The sequence below is a fragment of the Bacillus sp. LBA3-1-1.1 genome (assembly GCF_040676495.1).
Taxonomy (GTDB): Bacteria; Bacillota; Bacilli; order Bacillales; family Bacillaceae_G; genus Bacillus_A; species Bacillus_A nitratireducens.
The window spans coordinates 63235-84627 of record NZ_JBEGIB010000001.1 but is presented as its reverse complement, the minus strand read 5'-3'; the positions used below and the strand labels follow the sequence as shown (position 1 = coordinate 84627).

At 35.6% G+C, this 21393-nt stretch carries 24 protein-coding genes, 2 pseudogenes and 2 other annotated features; of the genes and pseudogenes, 9 read left to right on the top strand and 17 right to left on the bottom strand.

Annotated elements, in window-relative coordinates; genetic code table 11:
* Positions 1-64: 64 nt before the first annotated feature.
* The 8 genes from MRBLBA3_RS00460 to MRBLBA3_RS00425 all read right to left on the bottom strand — a co-directional run bounded on the left by MRBLBA3_RS00460 (position 65) and on the right by MRBLBA3_RS00425 (position 5197).
* Positions 65-814, bottom strand: coding sequence for a class I SAM-dependent methyltransferase (locus MRBLBA3_RS00460; RefSeq protein ID WP_016130264.1), 750 nt, complete (start codon positions 812-814; stop codon positions 65-67).
* On the bottom strand, positions 811-1167 hold the full coding sequence (rsfS, locus tag MRBLBA3_RS00455; RefSeq protein ID WP_000653209.1) for a ribosome silencing factor: 357 nt from the start codon (positions 1165-1167) through the stop codon (positions 811-813). Before rsfS ends, MRBLBA3_RS00460 begins: the two co-directional genes overlap by 4 nt.
* Positions 1164-1733 (bottom strand): bis(5'-nucleosyl)-tetraphosphatase (symmetrical) YqeK, encoded by a 570-nt coding sequence (gene yqeK / locus MRBLBA3_RS00450; protein WP_001078256.1) that lies wholly within the window; start codon positions 1731-1733, stop codon positions 1164-1166. The genes rsfS and yqeK overlap by 4 nt, the downstream gene beginning before the upstream one ends.
* Positions 1723-2292: a nicotinate-nucleotide adenylyltransferase gene (locus MRBLBA3_RS00445; protein WP_001226028.1), complete on the bottom strand. Its 570-nt coding sequence runs from the start codon at positions 2290-2292 to the stop codon at positions 1723-1725. The genes yqeK and MRBLBA3_RS00445 overlap by 11 nt, the downstream gene beginning before the upstream one ends.
* Before the next feature lie 135 nt (positions 2293-2427).
* Positions 2428-2721: a ribosome assembly RNA-binding protein YhbY gene (gene yhbY / locus MRBLBA3_RS00440; protein ID WP_000955223.1), complete on the bottom strand. Its 294-nt coding sequence runs from the start codon at positions 2719-2721 to the stop codon at positions 2428-2430.
* A 4-nt stretch (positions 2722-2725) separates the two neighbouring features.
* A complete protein-coding gene (gene aroE, locus MRBLBA3_RS00435; RefSeq protein ID WP_000812067.1) occupies positions 2726-3559 on the bottom strand; it encodes a shikimate dehydrogenase in 834 nt (277 codons plus the stop codon).
* 15 nt (positions 3560-3574) lie between these two features.
* Positions 3575-4681, bottom strand: a complete 1107-nt coding sequence (yqeH, locus tag MRBLBA3_RS00430) for a ribosome biogenesis GTPase YqeH (protein WP_000140802.1) — start codon at positions 4679-4681, stop codon at positions 3575-3577.
* 3 nt (positions 4682-4684) lie between these two features.
* Complete coding sequence (locus MRBLBA3_RS00425; protein ID WP_000765303.1) at positions 4685-5197, bottom strand: YqeG family HAD IIIA-type phosphatase; 513 nt, start codon at positions 5195-5197, stop codon at positions 4685-4687.
* Positions 5198-5443: 246 nt separating this feature from the next.
* Between MRBLBA3_RS00425 and MRBLBA3_RS00420 the strand changes: the two genes are divergently transcribed.
* Positions 5444-5599 (top strand): sporulation histidine kinase inhibitor Sda, encoded by a 156-nt coding sequence (locus MRBLBA3_RS00420; RefSeq protein WP_000850095.1) that lies wholly within the window; start codon positions 5444-5446, stop codon positions 5597-5599.
* Between the two features lie 152 nt (positions 5600-5751).
* Here the strand turns inward: MRBLBA3_RS00420 and MRBLBA3_RS00415 are convergent, their stop codons facing one another.
* Together MRBLBA3_RS00415 and sigK are read right to left on the bottom strand one after the other, a co-directional pair.
* A complete protein-coding gene (locus tag MRBLBA3_RS00415) occupies positions 5752-6540 on the bottom strand; it encodes a phosphatidylserine decarboxylase (protein ID WP_001254985.1) in 789 nt (262 codons plus the stop codon).
* A gap of 291 nt (positions 6541-6831) precedes the next feature.
* Positions 6832-7545 carry an RNA polymerase sporulation sigma factor SigK gene (gene sigK, locus MRBLBA3_RS00410; protein ID WP_000051382.1) on the bottom strand — a complete coding sequence of 238 codons (714 nt, stop codon included), beginning with the start codon at positions 7543-7545 and terminating at the stop codon, positions 6832-6834.
* A 425-nt stretch (positions 7546-7970) separates the two neighbouring features.
* On the opposite strand from sigK, the gene MRBLBA3_RS00405 reads away from it, so the two are divergent.
* Positions 7971-8621 carry a GTP pyrophosphokinase gene (locus MRBLBA3_RS00405; RefSeq protein ID WP_000456231.1) on the top strand — a complete coding sequence of 217 codons (651 nt, stop codon included), beginning with the start codon at positions 7971-7973 and terminating at the stop codon, positions 8619-8621.
* A gap of 96 nt (positions 8622-8717) precedes the next feature.
* Here the strand turns inward: MRBLBA3_RS00405 and MRBLBA3_RS00400 are convergent, their stop codons facing one another.
* Together MRBLBA3_RS00400 and MRBLBA3_RS00395 are read right to left on the bottom strand one after the other, a co-directional pair.
* Entirely contained in the window at positions 8718-9182 is a 465-nt protein-coding gene (locus MRBLBA3_RS00400; protein ID WP_001217966.1) for a hypothetical protein, read from the bottom strand.
* Positions 9183-9236: 54 nt separating this feature from the next.
* On the bottom strand, positions 9237-10622 hold the full coding sequence (locus MRBLBA3_RS00395) for an alkaline phosphatase (RefSeq protein ID WP_000714902.1): 1386 nt from the start codon (positions 10620-10622) through the stop codon (positions 9237-9239).
* 269 nt (positions 10623-10891) lie between these two features.
* On the opposite strand from MRBLBA3_RS00395, the gene MRBLBA3_RS00390 reads away from it, so the two are divergent.
* Together MRBLBA3_RS00390 and MRBLBA3_RS00385 are read left to right on the top strand one after the other, a co-directional pair.
* Positions 10892-11731, top strand: coding sequence for a GNAT family N-acetyltransferase (locus tag MRBLBA3_RS00390; RefSeq protein WP_044737719.1), 840 nt, complete (start codon positions 10892-10894; stop codon positions 11729-11731).
* 15 nt (positions 11732-11746) lie between these two features.
* A complete protein-coding gene (locus MRBLBA3_RS00385; RefSeq protein ID WP_044737718.1) occupies positions 11747-12631 on the top strand; it encodes an alpha/beta fold hydrolase in 885 nt (294 codons plus the stop codon).
* Between the two features lie 36 nt (positions 12632-12667).
* Here the strand turns inward: MRBLBA3_RS00385 and MRBLBA3_RS00380 are convergent, their stop codons facing one another.
* The 3 genes and pseudogenes from MRBLBA3_RS00380 to MRBLBA3_RS00370 form a co-directional block, all read right to left on the bottom strand.
* Positions 12668-13168 (bottom strand): DoxX family protein, encoded by a 501-nt coding sequence (locus MRBLBA3_RS00380; RefSeq protein ID WP_044737717.1) that lies wholly within the window; start codon positions 13166-13168, stop codon positions 12668-12670.
* A 216-nt stretch (positions 13169-13384) separates the two neighbouring features.
* A pseudogene (locus tag MRBLBA3_RS00375) lies at positions 13385-13771 on the bottom strand (hypothetical protein); the annotation flags it as partial.
* Positions 13772-13777: 6 nt separating this feature from the next.
* Entirely contained in the window at positions 13778-14353 is a 576-nt protein-coding gene (locus tag MRBLBA3_RS00370) for a histidine phosphatase family protein (protein ID WP_044737716.1), read from the bottom strand.
* 169 nt (positions 14354-14522) lie between these two features.
* On the opposite strand from MRBLBA3_RS00370, the gene MRBLBA3_RS00365 reads away from it, so the two are divergent.
* The gene (locus MRBLBA3_RS00365) at positions 14523-14861 is read left to right on the top strand and encodes a hypothetical protein (RefSeq protein ID WP_044737715.1); all 339 of its coding nucleotides are present in this window, start codon (positions 14523-14525) and stop codon (positions 14859-14861) included.
* 72 nt (positions 14862-14933) lie between these two features.
* Positions 14934-15056, top strand: coding sequence for a DUF4023 domain-containing protein (locus MRBLBA3_RS00360; RefSeq protein WP_000071861.1), 123 nt, complete (start codon positions 14934-14936; stop codon positions 15054-15056).
* A 42-nt stretch (positions 15057-15098) separates the two neighbouring features.
* On the opposite strand, the gene MRBLBA3_RS00355 is transcribed toward MRBLBA3_RS00360, so the two are convergent.
* Positions 15099-16337 (bottom strand): TolB family protein, encoded by a 1239-nt coding sequence (locus MRBLBA3_RS00355; protein ID WP_044737714.1) that lies wholly within the window; start codon positions 16335-16337, stop codon positions 15099-15101.
* A 310-nt stretch (positions 16338-16647) separates the two neighbouring features.
* On the opposite strand from MRBLBA3_RS00355, the pseudogene MRBLBA3_RS00350 reads away from it, so the two are divergent.
* The 3 genes and pseudogenes from MRBLBA3_RS00350 to MRBLBA3_RS00340 form a co-directional block, all read left to right on the top strand.
* A pseudogene (locus MRBLBA3_RS00350) lies at positions 16648-17709 on the top strand (FlgD immunoglobulin-like domain containing protein); the annotation flags it as partial.
* A gap of 70 nt (positions 17710-17779) precedes the next feature.
* Positions 17780-18009 (top strand) — a binding site (T-box leader).
* A gap of 51 nt (positions 18010-18060) precedes the next feature.
* Positions 18061-18288 (top strand) — a binding site (T-box leader).
* Positions 18289-18449: 161 nt separating this feature from the next.
* On the top strand, positions 18450-20204 hold the full coding sequence (locus tag MRBLBA3_RS00345; RefSeq protein WP_044737713.1) for an aromatic amino acid hydroxylase: 1755 nt from the start codon (positions 18450-18452) through the stop codon (positions 20202-20204).
* On the top strand, positions 20185-20499 hold the full coding sequence (locus MRBLBA3_RS00340) for a 4a-hydroxytetrahydrobiopterin dehydratase (protein ID WP_000979550.1): 315 nt from the start codon (positions 20185-20187) through the stop codon (positions 20497-20499). Before MRBLBA3_RS00345 ends, MRBLBA3_RS00340 begins: the two co-directional genes overlap by 20 nt.
* Positions 20500-20515: 16 nt before the next feature.
* Here MRBLBA3_RS00340 and MRBLBA3_RS00335 read toward each other — a convergent pair whose 3' ends face one another.
* Positions 20516-21373: a VOC family protein gene (locus MRBLBA3_RS00335; RefSeq protein ID WP_044737712.1), complete on the bottom strand. Its 858-nt coding sequence runs from the start codon at positions 21371-21373 to the stop codon at positions 20516-20518.
* Positions 21374-21393 lie beyond the last annotated feature (20 nt).

Sequence of the window (21393 nt, the reverse complement as noted above, 5' to 3'; positions counted from 1 at the left end):
ATTGCATCTTTTTTACAAAACAAAAGCAACCTTCTCGGTTGCTTTTGTTTTATCTATTTTTGTTTTATCCATTCTTCTTCGCCATAAAAAAGATGCGCTCTGTTTGTTCTGTAACTTCAAGTCGCTCAAAGTCACCAGTCACGCGAAGCACTGTAAAACCAGCTTCTTCAAGCCATTTCGTTAGCTCTTCAACCTGATATGCACGTTGCACGTGACATTCGTCAAAACGATGATACACTTCTTCTTCTGGATCTTGAACAAAGAATGTTAAATCATGTTCCACACTATCTGATTCTTCTCCAGGGAAGCAGTTCCAAATAAGTGATATTTCTTCGCCATTCACTGTGTACGTTTCATTTTGAAATACATGATGTATTTTATATAAAGAATGTACATCGAATAAAAACAAGCCATCTTGACGTAAATGGTGGAAAACTCTTCTAAATGTTTCTTGTACTCCATCTTCTTGCAATACATAATTTAATGAGTCACAAAAGATTGTCACACAATCGAATTCACCAGGAACATCAAGTTCTCTCATGTCTTGTTGGTAAAAAGGAATAAAGTAACCTTCTCCCCCCAATTTTTGCTGTGCGACAGTTAACATTTCTTCCGAAAGATCTACACCAATCAAATCATAACCTTTTCTCACAAGCGGAAGTGTTACGTTACCAGTTCCACATGCTACGTCAAGAATTTTTGCCTCTTTCATAGATGCCTGTTGCAAACTTTCCTCTGTGAATTCCACCCATTTATCATAAGGGACATCATTCATCAGTTCGTCATACAGCAAAGCAAATTGTTCGTATTTCATTGATCTAGCTCATCTGCAATATCTTCACGCGGCACATCGCCCCATAGACGCTCTAAATTATAGTGATTACGCTCGTCTTTATGGAATACATGAGCAACCACATCACCAAGGTCTACTAAAACCCAACGCGCTTCATCAAAGCCTTCCATACGTTGTACGTTAATTTCGAACTCATGTGCCTTCGCTTTAATTTCACGTGCAATTGCTTGCACTTGCTTGTCTGAATTCCCGTGACAAATAATAAAATAGTCTGCAATCGGTGAAATACCTTGCATATTTAGTACAACCATATCTTCTGCTCTCTTATCATCAGCTGCTTTTGCCGCTAATACTAATAACTCTTTATCTTTCATTTATTAATTTCCTCCTTGATAACTGCATTGTATGTTTGGAATGTTAATGGATAAATCGTTTGATCTTTTTCCATTAAAAATTGAATTGTCCGCTTTAAAGCAAACAGTAAAGCTTGATTTATATCTTTATATGCGAGTTTCCTCGCTTCTTCCACACCAGGAAACTTACGTCCTGGTTCAATGTAATCTGCTACATAAATAACTTTATCTAACATTGTCATTTTTTCATGACCACTTGTATGATATGTAATAGCTTGTAGAATTTCAGGATCAGTAATGCCTACTTCTTTTTCTACTAAGTATGCCCCAACAGGTGCATGCCATAACTCTTTGTTATAGTGCAGTAGATTCTTCGGCAAATCTTCTCTCTTAATAATCTCTTCCATTTCTGGAATCGCTCTACATTTTGCATAATCGTGAAATATAGCAGCCATCTCTGCCTTTTTTTCATCTACATCATATAACCTAGCAAGTTCAATCGCTGTTTCCATTACACCAACCGTGTGTATATAACGTTTTTCATGCATTTGTTGTTTGACAATGCTAAGTGCTTCCTCACGATTCATACAACCCATTCCTCTCGATATATACCTGTACTTTTTCGGGGAGTAAATATTTGCACGTTTTCTTCGTCATATATCTCTCACGTAACAAAGAAGAAGAAACTGCAAACTCCGGAATTTCCACTTTCACGATATCATAAGGCGTATGTAATGTATAACCTGGTCTTGCAACTCCAACGAAAGTCACAAGCTTAAGTAACTTTTCAATGTTATACCACTTCGGCAAATACTCAACCATGTCTCCGCCAATAATAAAGTGAAACTGCACATCCGGATACTTCTCCGTTAATTGTACCATAGTGTCGTACGTATAAGATGGGCCTTCTCTGTCTAGCTCTTCTAAACAAATTGAAAAGTATGCTTCTTCCTCAGTCGCTATTTGCAGCATGTTTAATCGACTTTTCACACTCGTAATGTTACGTCCTTGCTTGTGCGGTGGAATTTGATTCGGTAAAAACCATACCTCTTCCAACCCTAAAGCATGATACACTTCATTTGCAATTAACAAATGCCCATTATGAGGTGGATCAAACGTGCCACCAATAATGCCAATTTTTCTCAAAAGAAACGCTCCTTCCTTTTACATACAGCAACTCTCCCCATAAATTTTCGAAGAGAGTCTACTGTTAATAAAAGTTCAATTGGTTTCACTTTCTACATATCAAGCGTCCACTACGAAATAACTCACGTATACCTTTTATCGTGGAAGCTTAATTTGCTTATTTTCTCTAGATTCTTTATATAAAACAATTGTGCTTCCGATTACTTGAACGATTTCAGCTCGCGCACCTTGTGCAAGCTCTTCTGCAACTTCACGACGATCAAATTCACAGTTTTGTAATACGCTCACTTTAAATAGTTCACGAACTTCTAATGCTTCTCCAATTTGTTTCACCATATTTTCATTTACGCCGCCTTTTCCAACTTGAAAAATCGGTGTTAAATGATGTGCCTTTGCACGTAAAAATCTTTTTTGTTTTCCTGTTAACATATAATTAGCCTCCAAGCTCTCTCATTACTAATTGTTTCATTCTATCAATATTCGGCACACACCCTGTCCACATTTCAAACGCAAGTGCTCCTTGATAAACGAACATATCGATTCCATTTTGAATTATTGCCCCTTGCTCTTTCGCATCGCCTAAAATTTTCGTCTCAAATGGATTATAAATAATATCAGAAACAATCGCTCCTTTTTTCAATGAACGAATTTCGAGCGGCGTATGCTCAACATGTGGATGCATACCTATCGTTGTTGTTTGAATGATAATATCATATTCCCCTTGAGCTTTTGCTGCGTGTTCTAGCGATAGAGCATGTGAATTAACATTTGCCAAACATCCAGCGACAAGATTCTCCGCCTTATCTCTCGTACGATTAGCAATATCAATTGCTTTCACACCTACATCTGCAAGTGAGAAATAAATAGCTCGACTAGCACCGCCTGCACCGAGCAATAAAATACGTTTCTCTTGAAGCGGCTCTTTACTAATTGACTGTAAGGCACGAACAAAACCAATTCCATCCGTATTATACCCAATCAATTTTCCATCTCGATGAACGACAGTATTTACTGCACCGATTTGCTCTGCTAGCGGGGCAACTTCATCTAGATACTCCATAATTGCAACTTTGTGCGGAGTTGTTACATTAAACCCTGAAATTCCTAATGCCTTTAAACCTTTTACTGCTTCCCCTAACGCTGCTTCTTCTACAAGAAACGCGTGATAGTGGGCATCCATATTCAAGTGTTCAAATGCATCGTTATGCATAACAGGTGATAATGAATGTCCAATTGGATTTCCGATTACACCATATAATTGTTTCATAAATCCCTCTCCATATTAAATTAAAGATTTACGTAATGAAACACTTACTCCTTTTGGTACATGAGCAACAATTTTCGCTCCTGATTCATTTACAGTAACCCAGCCCAACCCAGAGAATACAACGTCCGTTTTCGGCTCACGAATATTAAATTCATATTTCACAAACTCAGGCATATTTTCTAATTCTTCTGGTGTCGGTGGATTCAATAATTCTCCAGCGTGTCTTTCGTACAATTCATCAGCCTTTTCAAGCTTTGTACGATGGATTGTTAAACGGTTTGAGAAATGACAAGTGAATGCACGACGGCCCCCACTTACATAATCAAATCGTGCTAATCCACCAAAGAATAATGTTTGCTCTTCATTTAATTGGAATACCATTGGCTTAATTTCTGTAGTCGGTGTAATAAGCTTTAAGCTTTGTTTCCCAACATAATGTGCCATTTGATGATGATTAATAATACCTGGCGTATCAAATAAAGAAGATTCTTCGTCTAATGGAATATCAATTAAATCAAGTGTTGTTCCTGGGAAATGTGATGTTGTAATTACATTCTCAGTCTCATCACTAAACTCTTTAATCATACGATTAATAAATGTTGATTTACCAACATTCGTACATCCAACAACATAAACATCTTTACCTTCGCGGTAATACTCAATTGCATCCGCAAGTTCAGTGATTCCTTGCCCTTTAGCTGCACTGATCAAAAAGACATCTTCTGGTTTTAAACCAAGTTGCTTTGCACTATAGCGCATCCAATGTTTTACTTTATCATGTTTAACTGACTTTGGAATTAAGTCAGCCTTATTCCCAACAAGTAATACTTTATTATTCCCTACAAAACGATGTAAGCCCGGTAACCAGCTACCATTGAAATCGAAAATATCTACGATCTTGACCACTAGTGCGTCCGATTGTCCAATTCCGTTCAAAATACGAAGGAAATCATCATCTGTTAAAGATACATCTTGAATTTCGTTATAATGTTTCAAACGAAAACAGCGTTGGCAAATTACTTGTTCTTTTTCTAAAGATGATGCAGGAGCGTATCCTACTTCATTTTTATTTTCTGTTTGAATTTCTACACCGCAACCAATACATTTAATTGTTTCAGTCAAACTTTATTCCTCCCAATTAATTAAGCCTTTTTTCTTCATGTTTCTCATAATTCTTCGTTCAATTTTTCGATTAAAGCGTGTTACCAATCCGTCTGTTTGCGCTACTGGTACAACTAAAATTGTATGAAGTCCCACACGATTCCCACCGAGCACATCCGTTAGTAACTGATCTCCAATTACTACAACTTCATCTGGTTGTAAGTGCATCTCGTTTATTGCGCGCTTAAAGGCACGAACAAACGGTTTACGTGCACTATGAATAAACGGAATACCTAATGGGTCAGCGAAGTCTTTAACGCGTTGCTCGTTATTATTTGAAACGACCGTTACTTGAATATCATTTTCTTTCATTTTCAAAAACCACTCTTCAAGCTGTGGTGTTGCGTTTGGACGATCCCATTCAATTAAAGTGTTATCTAAATCAGTGATAACTCCTTTAATTCCACGCTTTTTCAAATCTTCTGGTTGAACATGATATACATTTTTCACATATTCATTTGGTAAAAATAACTTCAATTTCTTTCACCTCTTTGAGGATTTTTCATAAAATTTTTCGACAACATTTTTCGATAGATAACCTGTGGATAAACTTGTACACACTTTCCACATTAATTTTTCAGTTAATTTGGAATTTACTAACAATCTATACACATTTTATCCACTGAGGTATGTGGATAACCTCTTGTTTGTGACTGTCATATTTTTTTGGTACATTAAATGCAACAACGAATCAATCCTTATATTATTAGGAGGTGACTCACCTTGAAAACAAAACATATGGAACAGTTATCTACTGAGTTACTCACTGAGTCTTATTATAAAGCAAAAGAACTAAAATTAAATCCCGACTTCATTTTACTTATAAAACAAGAAATTATTCGGCGCTCGTTAGAGGACAAGCTCGTCAGATCTTCTTGAGTACATATAGATTGCTGATTGACCTGTAAAAAGAGCCATCCTGCGATGGCTCTCGAATAAACAAGTACTCCCATCTAGGGGATTTCTTCATTAAGCATCTTTGTCCATATTTCTTAATTAGAGCTTCATAAGTATATTATAAAACCTTTTCTTTACTTATGAGATAATCGTGTTGCAATTTTTTCTCCCAGACGCAACTCTTGTCCACTTGTCAATTCCTGCACTACTTCAATCATATCTTTTTCAAATAATAAAACAACTGTTGAACCAAATGTAAAGTATGCCATCTCTTCACCTTTTTGAACAGTACTTCTTTCATGAAGGAGCTCAATACTATTAACAAACATGGCACCTACTTTTACAAGCGCCATATGTTCACCTTCACTATTTACTTCTGTAACAGAGCGATAATTTTTTGACAATGGTTCTTTCCCATACTCCATACCCGCTGCATTTACCGGATATGATTTTCTGCCAAGTACAAATCTTTCAGTGACAGAGCCAGAGAGCGGACTATGAATACGATGATAATGACTTGGACTCAAATAAATTACCATGTATGTACCGCCTGCATATCGCTTTGCACGCTCTTCATTACCTAGCATATCCACAATTGAATAACGCTTTCCTTTTATATCGAATGTTTTTGTATCCTCAATAGGACCTTGATCAGCAAAAACACCATCAACAGGACTAACGATACTCGATGCATCTGCATCAATACTACGCTTTCCTTCTTTTAACCTACGCGTAAATAAATCATGCAATGTTTGATATTCCTTTAAACCCTTTTCCATCTCATCTTGATTAATTTGAAAAACTTTCGCATACGATGGAATAATGATAGAGCTCAAACGAGATTGTGCAAATTTACGTAATATATAAGAAGTGAAACGACCATTTGTAAGTTCGATCATAAGTCGATATAATGTACGTCGCAAATTACGAAACCTCCTAACCAGTCTATAACTTAAGTTTCTCCTTCTTTTCTCTCTATATCATATGTAGAATTGGTTCTTATTCCCACATATAGCATGGAGCCGTCTCGTTATACATAAAGAAAAACTAAGTATAATTTTTATTCTTAAATTGTTTAGCACCTTCTAATATTACAGATAGAACCCGCCATTTTCAACAGTGAACATGTATTTCTTCTTAGAGCAGCTCGTTTTCTTTCCTTTTTACAGAAGAAAAGACAGCCGCTTTTGAAATACGGTTGCCTTTCCTATACTCTATTCTTTCGCTTTCTTCTCTTTCTCAGCCCGCACAAATTCATGGAACATTTTCATTAAAGCACGCTTTTCAATTCGCGATACGTAGCTTCTTGAAATACCGAGTGCCTTCGCAATCTCCCTCTGTGTTTTCTCTTTATCAAGCCCTAGTCCAAAACGCTTCACAATTACTTCTTTCTCTCGTTCGTCTAAAATATCGATATACTCTTTAATCTTTTCTAACTCCATACTAAGCTGAATCATATCAATTACATCTTCAGATTCTGACTTTAATATATCAATAAGCGATATTTCATTGCCCTCTTTATCTTGCCCGATTGGATCATGAAGTGAAACATCTTTTTTCGTCTTCTTCAGCACACGTAAATGCATCAAAATTTCATTTTCAATACAGCGTGCTGCATATGTCGCAAGCTTAGTTCCTTTCCCTGCAGAATAACTCTCGATCGCTTTAATGAGCCCAATTGTACCAATTGAAATTAAATCTTCTGCATCTTCACCGGTGTTTTCAAATTTCTTAACGATATGAGCTACAAGCCGTAAATTATGTTCAATTAAAAGATTTCTCGCTTGAGCATCACCTTGCTCCATTAACTCTAAGTACTTTCTCTCATCGTCTGATGATAACGGCTGCGGAAACGCATTATTCTTCACATAAGAAACAAAGACAAACACTTCTCGAACCATATATCCAATTGCGGCGAATAGACTCAAACCTTTCACCTCCGCCAAAATAGTGGTCTTTATTATTTGTATGTGGGCGTGAGGTTGTTTGTGTCTGTACGATATAAATATGGAATCCTTAGCTTTTTGTCGAACTAAATAAATCTTTCATACCTTGAATAATTTTTCCAATGTATTACAAATTGTAGCAATAATTTTTATTTACAAAAAAAAGACAAAAAACTGAAACAATTAGTTCATACGAATTTCACATGAATCTATTACTATAGGAATTGTACATAGTGAACTTACTAACAACTGCGTTTATTAATATATAAAATTTCATTTGAAAGGAGTTGAAAATATGAAAACTAAATATCGCTTTATGATTTCATCATTTGCTGCTTGCGCCTACATGATTTGGTGTTTAGTATAATAACAACTTCACTTGTAAATAAGAAAAGGTGTGTATAGAAATGGAATATAACCAATCAACAGTTAACTACTGGAAAGCTTTTGTATTACCTTATACATTCGCTTTAGAAGAGTTAAAAACTAAATTTGAAATTATGAACCGGGAAGCTCAATTTTTAGAAGACTACAACCCGTTTGAACATATAAAAACAAGACTTAAACAACCCGAAAGTATCATTAGGAAGCTTGAGCGTAAAAACTTATCACCAACAGTTGAAAATGCTCAAACACAATTACAAGATATTATTGGCATCCGTATTACATGTTGCTTTGTAGAAGATATTTACCATTTAAAAGAAGTTATTGAAAATCGTGGAGACATGGAAATTGTAGAAGTAAAAGATTATATTGCTAATCCAAAAGGAAATGGCTATAAAAGTTTACACATGATAATAAAATATCCATTGTCACTAAATTCTGGTACGAAAGATGTCTTTGCAGAAATTCAATTACGTACACTTGCCATGGACTTTTGGGCAAGTTTAGAACATAAACTTTACTACAAATATGAAGGAAACATACCTGATTATTTGAGGGATGAACTACACGATGCTGCTATGAAAGCTGAAGATCTTGATAATAAGATGGCAACAATCCGTCAAGATATTGATGACATTGAAGCATGTTCAAATCAAATTTTATTACCACTATAAAAAGGTTCTCTCTTATGAGAACCTTTTTTATCCGGGTTGGTGAAAGCTAATAATCAGTGGGGTATGGACAACTCCCCCACTGATTAAAGTTTCACTTTATTTCTTCTCTATCGTACGAACCTCTTCAATCTTCCACCCTTCTTCTTCTTTTCCAAGTGCGTACTGTACTCTTTTCTGAAGAGTAACTCCTCCATCTACTTCTTTTTCTTCCGTTTCAACAATAACAAGCCCCTCCTTAAGAACTTTCATATTCATATGTTCCAATTCAATTTTCTTACTCCCTTTTTGAAAAGCTGCTTCTTTTTGTGTTCTTAAGTCTTCAGCACTAGGCATCTTCTTTGAAAACAACTCCATATGTTCAGCAAGATTTTTTTCATTCGTCGTCCGTACAAATGCCTCAATAACATCTTGAATGGATTTCTCTTCTTCTTTCGTTATATGTACCTTTTCCTCAGTTTTTTTAGCAGATTTTTGTTCTATATTATTCCCCTGAGATTGACATCCAACTAGCAATAATACGAATACTAGAAGGAATCTTAATTTCCCTAAAAAAATTCTCATCTTTCCATCTCCTAAAAAGAAAAGTGAGGCATTTCGCCTCACTTTAGTTTATAATTAGCGTCTTCCTTTATTTGGATCGCCGCCGCCAACAATGTCAAAGACACGTTTCGCTATATTTGTATTCTCTTGAACGCCAGAGAATAAGTATTTACCTGGTCCGAATGCATATACGTTCACATCTTCACCTGTATGTCCACCTGTTGTCCAACCTGTAACTGAACGCTTATTGAAGATATCTTCAATTGCATTATCAATCTTTGTTACATCTTTTGATGGAGCGATATCATTTACAGCTTTAATTTCTTCTGGTGTTAATTGTAGATCAATATACTTTTTCAATGTTTCTTCTACATTTGCACCTTTTACAATCTCATTTGCCATAAAGTCTGGCGTACGTTTCGCAGCTTTAATCGGATCTACTTTAAAGTTATACTCACCATTCGCACCTAAAGATAATCCGCCAGTAGCATGGTCTGCAGTTGCAACAACTAATGTGTTCTTATCTTTTTTTGCAAACTCAATTGCTGCTTTAAACGCTTTTTCGAAGTCTTCCATTTCACTCATTGCACCGACAATATCATTATCATGTCCAGCCCAATCAATTTGACTACCTTCGACCATTAAGAAGAAACCATTTTTATTTTTGTTCAAGCGTTCAATTGCTGTATTTGTCATCTCTTCTAATGAAGGTGTTTTATCAGTACGGTCAATCATTTTGTCTAAACCACCTGGTGCAAATAAACCAAGAACTTGATCACTTTTATCATTTAATAATTGATTACGATCTGTTACATAACTATAACCAGACTTCTTAAATTCTTCTGTAAGATTGCGGTCTTTTCTAACAAAGTTATTTACACCACCGCCAAGCATAACATCTATTTTATGCTTACCTTTAATTTTCTCATCAAAGTAATCATTTGCAATTGCGTCCATATTTTTACGACTAATATCATGTGCACCGAATGCAGCTGGTGTTGCATGCGTAATTTCAGAAGTTGCAACGAGTCCCGTTGACTTCCCTTTTTCTTTCGCTTGCTCAAGCACTGTTTTCACTTCAGCTTTATCATTATCTACTGCAATAGCTGCATTATATGTTTTTATACCTGCTGACATCGCAGTAGCTGCCGATGCAGAGTCTGTAATATTTTCATGTTCATCTTCTGGATATGTTTTTTGTGTTCCTACAAGATGCTTATCGAATTCTGTAGATTCCATCTCAAATGTTTTTGGATTATCTTTCATATAACGATGAGCTGTCATATATGAAGGCCCCATACCGTCCCCAATTAATACAATGACATTTTTAATTTTTGCATTGTTTCCGTTCTCATCTGCATTAACCTCACTAGAACGCGTAAAATTCCATGTTGCTACCGAAGTAACTGCTAACGACGCCACAACTGCAAATGGCCATGCTTTTTTTACAAACTTTTTCACTGTCTTGTCCCCCTAATTAGGTTATTCATTTCCCACTATCAAATTTAATAGAAGACTGTTAAGAGAAAATGAGTTATATGTAAATTTTTTGTTAACTTATGTAAATTTCAGTTATAATTTGTATAAGTTTGTCTTTTCATATCAAGCATACTCCCCTTTACAAAGATAAATATAAACATGTTGGATTTCTTTTAATACGAACCTATTATTTTACATTTCGTAATATTATTCTTATTTTTTCTAATTTAAATAGAAATATGGTGAACTTTATGAAAACAGTAAAACTAGACGAATCTTTCATTCCATCCTTACTCTCTCTTTGCGAATCAGTTGGGTGGTTACAGCATGCGAGTTTTATGAAAGAGCAATTCCATTTGTACCTTTCCATTGGCACAGTTTTTGGCTATGTATATGAGAATAAACTTATTGCAGCGGGCGGGGTCTTTTCATTTGCCCCTGGATTTTCTTCTATCGGTATGTTAATCGTGCATCCTGATTTTCAAAGAAAAGGAATTGGCCGTATTTTGTTAAACAATAGCTTAAAAGTAACTCATCCATCGCTCCCTATTACGCTCATTGCAACAAAAGCTGGCGAACCCTTATATGAATCTTATGGATTTCAATCAATAACAACCATTCATCGTTTCGAAAAACAAGCGGCTTACAAAAATACAAATTTTGTTCCCATAAAACAAATTCAGCAGACGGATGCTCAATCTCTAATTTCTCTTGATCAAACTGCGACTGGTGCAGATCGTTCTAAGCTTTATTTATCACTACTATCGAGAGCAACTTACTCCTTTAAAATAGAGCGGGATAATCAAATAGATGCTTTTGCTTTATGCATACAAAAAGGAGATGTACTATGTATCACTCCACTTATTTCAAAAAAAGAAAAAGACGCTATTCAGTTATTAGAAAAAATTTGTAAATCCTGGAATGGAACGATACGCATTGATGTTCCCCATTCACAATTTATTTTCCGCCAATTTCTTCAAACAGCAAATTTCCAGGAAACGCTCCTATCACCGCTTATGATAAAGAATGGTAATCAACTTCCTGGAAATCGTAATATACTATTTGCTATGATAGATGCAGCGTTATGTTAGAAAGGGGACACCTAATTGAAGCGATTTAGCTATTTTATGGTAGGTTGTCTTACTCTTACACTATTAGTAGGATGTAGTGCAGCAGAAAAGCCAGTAGAACAAGTAAAACAAGTTAAAAATACACTTACAGCGAAACTAGCTACCGAGGAAAAAATGGTAGAGATAGATGGTCAAACGATTTACTTTAAAAAGGTTGGTGATGAAAAACCACCTTTACTTATGATTCATGGATTTGGAGGATCATCCGATGGTTTTCAAAAAATTTACTCCGATTTAGCAAAAGATCATACGATTATTTCTGTTGATGCTTTAGGATTCGGACGTTCCTCTAAGCCGATGGATTTTTATTATTCTTTCCCAACTCATGCAAATTTGTATTATAAGCTAATGAAAAAACTAGGATATGAATCATTCGCAATACTGGGACATTCGATGGGGGGAGAAATTTCTCTTAATTTAACATATTTATACCCTGAAGCGGTTACCCACCTTATTTTAACTGATGCTACAGGCGGCCCTCATACGCTCGTTAATAAACAAGGTTCACCTAAACCAAAGTTGTCGACTGATTTAAGTACCGTTTCTTCTATTGCAGATTATGATGAGAGCAAAGTTAAATTCAAGCGTAATGATGAAGAGCACTATAATAAAATGAAATTATGGCCTAGACGTCTTCAAATCAATGCAAATGAAATTAAACAACCAACTTTAATTATATGGGGAAGAAATGATAGTAGCGTTTCTTGGAAAGAAGGAGAAACTTATCATCAATTCTTAAAAAATAGTACTTTCCATATTATCGAAAAAGGTTATCACGCACCATTTCGTCAAGAGCCACAAGAATTTGTAAGGTATGTAAAAGATTTCTTCGAGAAAAATCCTATAAGTGCTGAAAAATAAACGGGTATCTCATGTTGAGATACCCGTTTTCATATATTAAGCAGCTTGCTTTTGGCGTTTTTGAGTTTTTGATCCTAGTACTTTTGGAATAATGAAGCCATCAACTCCAATTTTCCCACCATTCATACCAGAAACAAGAACGAACATCGATAAAATAACCATCTCAGGGTTCACACCAATTGACCCACTAAACATATAGGAAAAGTTCATTACAAGGCCGAAAAAGACCGCTGTTTTTGTTAAACAGCCTACAATTAAACCAATTCCGACTAAAATTTCTCCCCACGTCACAAGTGTATTAAATAAATCAACGTTTGGAATTGCAAAATCTTGTAAAAATGATGCCCACCAAGATTGAACAGCTGGTTGTGCTCCTTTAGATTTTTCAATTGCACCTTGTAAATAACCAGTTGCATCGAATCCTTTTCCTTGTAGTTTACCGATTCCAGCCATTACCCATGTGTAACCAAGATACACTCGAACTATCGCTAATACAAAAGAAACTGCTTTGTTTTCTCTTAAAAATTGAATAATCATATCTTCCTCCTAAAGTTGTAATTAAGTCAGTTACAGATAATATAATAACACTAGTTACTTACTTTTGAAATGTTAATTATGAATAATTTGTGACATACATAAAAAACATTAAATACTAACGTTTATATAGTAACTTTTATTACCCGCAAAAACTTGAACATATCATACCACAAGTGATAATCATTTTCATTGAAGAAAATGTAAAAAAAATGTGAGTTAAATGTGAAACGCATTCATTCGAATATAGAACAAATGCGTTTCATGTTGCTTATATACTCGAAATGTACATGTCTCCTCATCGATTAATCTCGCTTCTCGAACAGCTTCTCCTAACGTTTTGTTATGGTCAATAAGCCTGTAAAATAAGCGTATTGTAAACATAAGTGCTAAATTTCCACCTACATAATCTATCGATCTAACATACGATTTTGCATCATTATGTAAAATCGATTCTACTAGCTTCAGCTCCCCAAACTTACACCAATCGTTTACAATATGTATAATATGCAATTTTGCATATTACTTAATTTTCGCTACGCCAAAGTATACCCTCTGCTCGTTTAAGTCGTATACATTTTCCCCTAACTCTTCCATTACAAATTCCCTATCCTATAAGTCAATTTCATACATACCCGTTTCTTTCAAAAAATCTGCTCTAGTTAAAGCAACTTTCTGTAAATATTGCCTATACGCTGTAATTGTTCCATCATGTGAAACGATACAAATTTTTTCTGCTTTTAACTGATGGCACCAATGCAGAAATTCATCTACTATTTGCTGAAATTCCTTCTCTGAGATGATATTGATTCCCTCATTCCATAACAATTCATTTGTACTTTCTTCTAATGAAAAATGTGAAAATAAATTTTTCATTATCTTTCGATCTAACAATTGATCGCATGGCAATGTTTTGGCGGATTCCCGATAAGGAAAAATACGCGGGGATATATATGGATGAACAATTTTTTGACAAGCGACTTCCGCACTCCATATTGTCGCAGTTTGTAAAGTTCGAAGTGTAGGACTAACGATTAATATATCCTTTTCTTGCAATGGTACATCGCACTGAAGCAATTTTGCCTGCTTCTTTCCCACACCCGTCAATGACGGATTCACTGCTTGTAAACTTAATGGTAAATCTTTCGTATGCTCACCTTCACCATGCCGCACAAAGACAAGTTTCATTCTCCTCTTCCTCTCAGTAGAAAATGGTCTCACATATTTCTTCCCTATTTTTTTCTTTACTCCTGCTATTTTAAAAAGCAGAATGTAAAAAGTATTTGACATCAATATTTGGAAAACATTACAATTATATATGTAAAATACTTTTTACAATAAGGGGAGGAATACAAATATGAAATGGATTATCATCTTTATCGGAATAATCATATGGGGATACATAAATGGCTTTTTTATTAGTGATAAAACTGCTAATCCTTGGATTACAGATGATGAACGTAAAACGAAAATTAAGCAAAAAGCAATTATCGCAAGCTGGTCCGGTGTTTTCATATTTTGTATCATGAACCTCTTAAACAAATGGTTAGGTTTAGGAACGAGCGATACATCACCTTATTTACCAGGTCCTGTCGCAACTATTTTTAAAGAAAATGTAGAGTTACAAATTTTACTTATGTTATTCATTACGTATGGACTATTTTACTTATACTACCGAAGAAAACTAAGCGCTTAACTTTTATCTCATGATTATCCTCCTAAATGGTTATAGTAATTAGGACGCAATGAAAAAAGGAGAGATATAAAAATGAGTAACTCAAATGACTTTTTAGATACATTACATGAAAAACAAGCAAAAGATGAACAAAATAGAAAGCGCCAAGGGAACGGAAACCCTGCGAAAAAAAAGCCAAATAAAACACATAAATAACATTAAAAAACCTGCCTAAAAATTATATTTTAGGCAGGTTTTTTACTCATCTTTAACCGAAAGGACATCTTCCCAATTCCATTTCTCATAATACCACTCTGGCACATCTATATTTTCAATCCACTTCTTTTCATATTTTCCATCGCTATGAGCAAGCCATGCATCAGCTTTCTTACGATTCGAACGGATCCACATTAATTGGTTACTCTTCTTAATAAAAATAGGATTATAATCACCTTGGCTATTAGGTGGCTTTGTAATTTGATGTTGTTCATCATTTATACTATTTATCTCATATAAAGATGGCAGCGGTCTTTTTTCTAGAGGTAAAGATAAATCTGCTTCCTTTACCCTTGAAATGATAATTACATTATCGTTCTTCCATGTGAAATCCCAATCAACATATCCTTTTGGAGTAAATGTGTTCTGCTGTAATGCCGGCAGTTCTTTTACTTTTAAATGTTTATTCTCTAATGCAACTCTCCCGCTTCCTTCAATATAGGCTAATATATTTTTTGATGGCGCCCATTTGAACCATTGTGTGTTTAACAACATTTGATCTATATTTTCAAAACGACTGCCATCTGCTCGTATTAAACACAGTGTATTACTATCAGCTGACCACGAAGCTGTTGGCACCGCTAAAAATGAGATCCATTTTTGATCTGTTGACCACTTAAATCCACTTGCGACTAACGCTAAAAAATCATCGTGCTCATTTGGTAATGCATATATATGTTTCATTTTGTGCGGATTCATATTTGCATCCTTTTGTATTTCATATAACTGAGCACCTGTCCACCCTGTTGGAAGCAAGTACGCTTCAGAGGAAACAAAAAACCTCTGTCCGTCTGGGTACCAAGCATAATCCCCTACACCATTGGCTACATTTTCAAAATCGGCAATCTTTTTTTCTGCATCAAATGTATTTAATGTACCTGTAAATATAAATGCAATTATATTCTCTGTTGGTGACCATTGATAATTCGATGCTTCTGATTGAGATGGTGTAACTTTCTTTCCATCTTTCAGCCGATACAGTTCAAAATGATTTCGCTTCTTTCCTTTTGCATATGCAAGCCATTCTCCATTATGTGACCATTTCGGCCCTGTTATGTACTCTCCTTTTGTAATTTGTTTTTCTTTCTCACCGACTTTAATCCATAGATTATGATTACGAATAAAGGCAACTTTCACTTCATTATTTTCTGCGCCTTTAATCGAACTGGAACAGAAAAAAAGGCACAAGATCATGATTACACTTACTATAAACCTTTTCATATAGCACCCCCATTTTCCATCTTTAGCATTCCTCATATTCCGCTTACTATATACAAATTTTACCCATTCGACATAATCCCAAAAAATTTCCCAAGAAATTTTCAATCCAAAGAGGATTGGTATGAATTATGTCGAAAATATAGTTTAGCCAACATTCGTTTTTGTATTTAATGATAAAAATGTAAGATAACTTTTCGGAATATTGACACTTTTTATTAGGGGGAGTTTCAATGAAAAAAACTACATCTACACTATTAAGTATGGCGCTCGTCTTTTCGAGTTTTGGAGCTTTAAGCGCCCATGCTGAGTCACTGCAAAAACATTAAAGGATGTCAATGAAAATACATATCCTGTCATGGCACAAGGATCTGGTTTAATTAACATTCCAAAAGCAGCCCAAACAGATGCATTAGTGAAACCGAACAACGTAAGTTTCGGTCTTATTAAACCAAATAGCGGTAAAGTGAAGTTAACACAAAATATTACGTTACAAAATCTTTCTAACAAAAAGAAAAACTTTTCAACTCGTATTGAATTACTAGATACAAAAACAAAAGTCCAGACTTCTTTCCCTTCTTCGATTAGTATGAAACCTAATAGTAACATCGAAAAGCCTTTTACAATTACTGTTGATAGCTCCTTACCACAAGGTATATATACAGGAAATCTATATGTAAAAGAGCAAGGGAAAACTGAAGAAATGCGTATTCCATTTACATTTAGCATCGATCCGAAAGAATACAAGCGTATTGATGGCCTTGAAATCGTTAATTCTACTTTCAGTCCAAATAATGACAAAATACTAGATGACAACCTGATCAATTACTATTTAGTTACACCAGTTGAGGATGTAACATTTCACGCTAATTTAATTACGAAAGACCGTGTAGCATATCAAGGCATGATACATCAAGGGAAAAATGAAACACCTGGTTATAAATCTTTCAAATGGAATGGTACGAAAACTGACGGATCTCCTCTACCTGATGGCTTATACCAAATCGAAGCTGTTGCTTCTAACTCTGGTGGAGAAACAAAGCAAACAGGAGCTGTATTTGTCGATCGCACTGCACCGAAGTTATCGTCTGAAGTAGATCAAGAAAACCTCGTAATTAGAGGGAAAGTAGATGATATACTTTTAGATTGGATGACAGAATCAGGATGGGTTGCTCCAGGACATCCAGTAACGATACAATATGAAATTAACGGAAATGGTGTGTGGGAAAGTGCGTTCCTGAACCCTTGGGAGAAAAGTTACGACATTTATTTCGATCGTAACCAATTACAACAAGGAAAGAATACCATTCATATTGTAGCAACCGATGCAGCTGGAAATACATCTAATTTAAATGTTGATTTAGAAGTAAAGTAATAATTTTTTTGTTGACAAGCTTTTAAATATAGTTTTATAATACAAAACATAGTTTAGTTGAACAAATTATATATCGGCTTTGAAGGAATACTAGTAGCGACTTATATCCCTGTCTCAGAGAACTGATGGTTGGTGCAAATCAGTACATATACAAGCGTGAATTACAATTCTGGAGCTTCTTTCCCGTAGTGCACATAATGCATGAAGAGGAAGACGGATCTTTCCGTTATCTTAAAGTGAGTGGTAAACAATTTTTATGTTTACAATTAGGGTGGTACCGCGATTTTTATCGTCCCTATCGGATTTTCCGATAGGGACTTTTTTGCGTCCTTCCCTTTTATACAACTTCATATATACGCATTGAAAGAATCGCAGTAGTATATTATATCCCTGTTACAGAGAGCTAGTGGTCGGTGGAAATTAGCACATATATAAGTATGAATTACAATTCTGGAGCTTCTTTTTCGTAGTGCTTTTATGCATGAAGGAAAAGACGGAGTTTTTCCGTTATCATGAATTGAGATGTAAGTGTATTTTCACTTACAAATAGGGTGGTACCGCGATTTTTTCGCCCCTATCGGATGTTCCGATAGGGGCTTTTTCTATTTCTCAAAGAAACAAATGTTAAATAATTCCGAATCTTATGATAAAATTTTATAAGCGCTTACAATTTTAAAGGAGGTGATATAAGCAATACAAAACTCATATTCAATTTTATAGAAAACAAGGAGGATGTCTAAATGACAAAGAAAACAGAAATCCCATCGCATTTAAAACCATTCGTATCCACACAACATTATGATCAATACACACCGGTGAATCACGCTGTGTGGCGTTACATTATGAGACAAAATCATAGCTTCTTAAAAGACGTTGCCCATCCAGCCTATGTGAATGGACTACAATCATCTGGTATTAATATAGATGCAATTCCAAAGGTAGAAGAAATGAACGACTGTTTAGCACCAAGCGGATGGGGAGCCGTAACGATTGACGGACTTATTCCTGGCGTCGCATTCTTCGATTTTCAGGGGCACGGATTACTACCAATCGCAACAGATATTCGTAAAGTAGAAAATATCGAGTACACACCAGCTCCAGATATTGTACACGAAGCGGCAGGACACGCACCGATTTTACTTGATTCTACATATGCAAAATATGTGAAACGTTTTGGACAAATTGGTGCGAAAGCTTTCTCAACAAAAGAAGAACATGATGCATTTGAAGCTGTTCGTACATTAACGATTGTCAAAGAAAGCCCTACTTCTACTCCTGATGAAGTTAAAGCTGCTGAAAATGCTGTAATTGAAAAACAAAACTTAGTTTCTGGTTTATCAGAAGCTGAACAAATTTCACGTCTTTTCTGGTGGACAGTGGAGTACGGATTAATTGGAAATATTGACGATCCAAAAATCTACGGTGCTGGCCTTCTTTCCTCTGTCGGCGAAAGCAAACATTGCTTAACAGATGCTGTAGAAAAAGTTCCTTTCTCAATTGAAGCTTGCACAGGGACAACTTATGATGTGACAAAAATGCAACCACAGCTATTTGTTTGTCAATCATTTGAAGAATTAACTGAGGCGCTTGAGACGTTCTCTGAAACGATGGCATTCAAAACAGGTGGCACAGAAGGATTAGAAAAAGCAATTCACTCCGAAAATCATGCCACAACTGAGTTAAGTAGCGGATTACAAATTACAGGTACATTTACAGAAACAATTAAAAATGATGCCGGTGAAGTCATTTACATGCGGACAAACTCTCCAACTGCATTAGCAATTCATAATAAGCAGTTGGCAAATCATTCTAACTCGGTACACAGTGATGGATTCGGGACACCGGTCGGATTACTAACTGGTAATATCGCACTAGAAGATTGTACAGAAGAAAAGTTACAGTCATTAGGCATTACAATTGGAAACGGTGCAGATTTTACTTTTGCAAGTGACATTCATGTAAAAGGAACAGTAACTGACATTGTAAAGAATGCTAATAAAATTGCTCTTATCTCCTTTATGGATTGCACAGTTACTCATAAAGATCGCATATTATTTGATGCTTCGTGGGGAGCATTTGACATGGCTGTTGGCTCACAGATCACTTCGGTATTCCCAGGAGCAGCAGATGCAGCCGCATTCTTCCCGATGGATGAAGAAGTTCAAGAAACTCCTGATCCGCTTGTACTGACTGAGCTTGAACGTATGTATCAAACAGTTCGGGATATTCGTAATGAAAATATTTTACACGATGCTCACACTGATCAATTAGTAGCAATTCAAGAGGTATTAAATAAATTTTATCCGAAAGAATGGCTGCTTCGCCTTGAAATATTAGAATTACTTTTAGAGCATAACAAAGGGCACGAAACATCAGCAGCATTATTACAACAACTTTCTACTTTCACAACTGACGAAGCTGTAACACGCCTTATTAACAATGGTCTTGCGCTACTGCAGATAAAGGATGTGAAAAATGATGCTACGATTAACTGAAGAAGAAGTTCAAGGGGAATTATTAAAGGTAGATAAATGGATGGTAAAAGATGAAAAATGGATTGAACGAAAATATATGTTTTCCGACTACTTAAAAGGAGTCGAATTTGTCTCTGAAGCCGCCAAACTATCAGAAGAACATAATCACCATCCATTTATCCTTATCCAGTATAAAGCAGTCATTATTACTTTGTCATCTTGGAATGCAAAAGGTTTAACGAAACTAGATTTTGACCTTGCAAAGCAATTTGACCAACTATTTTTACAAAACGAAAAAGCAATTATAAGAAAGTAAAAAAGAGAAGCCTTTTTTAGGCTTCTCCTTTTATTTTGAAATATATACAATGTCCAAATGGATCCTTGGCCTGTAATATTCCATCTTTGTACGTAGCAATTTTGCCAATATTTTTTAAGCTTTCACATACTTGCTCTTTTTGTTTTTCATCCGCTAGTACAATTGTGAAATATTTCAAGCCAACGGAATTTGGCATTTGTGGTGGTATTCCTTCACCTTGCCACGTATTTAAACCGATATGATGATGATAACCACCTGCGGATACGAACAACGCTCCATTGCGAGCTGGGATTGTTACTTCAAAGCCAAGACCATCAACGTAGAAACGTTTCGCTTCTTCTAAGTCAGCTACATGTAAATGAATATGCCCCATCACAGTACCAGCCGGGAACCCATTCCATGCACTTCCTTGCTGCAATAATCCTTCGCCGTCTAACGGGTTACTAACAAATGGTAGCTCTCCATTCTCATCACGCCAAACTTCTTTTTGGCGATCATGATAAATTTCAATCCCGTTTCCATCTGGATCAGCTAAATAAAGAGCTTCACTAAAGTAATGGTCAGCCCCACCATGTAATGGGTGTACTCTCTCAACAAAATGGCGAAGAATATTGGCTAAGTCTTGTCTGTTTGGTAATAAAATTGCATAGTGATATAAACCAGTTCGACCTCTTTGCTTCGGAAGAGCGTCTTCCTTTTCTTCTATTATGAGAAGTGGCTCATTTTCCTCATTACCAAACGTAACGATTGTACTTTTTTCTTCCAATACCTTCATACGCAATACTTCTGTATAAAACTCTAGCGATTTCTTTAAATTTGATACATATAAATGAACAACCCCAAGTGTTGTTTCGGGATGAAGTTGAAAGCCCATCTTGTTATACCCCCATTTAA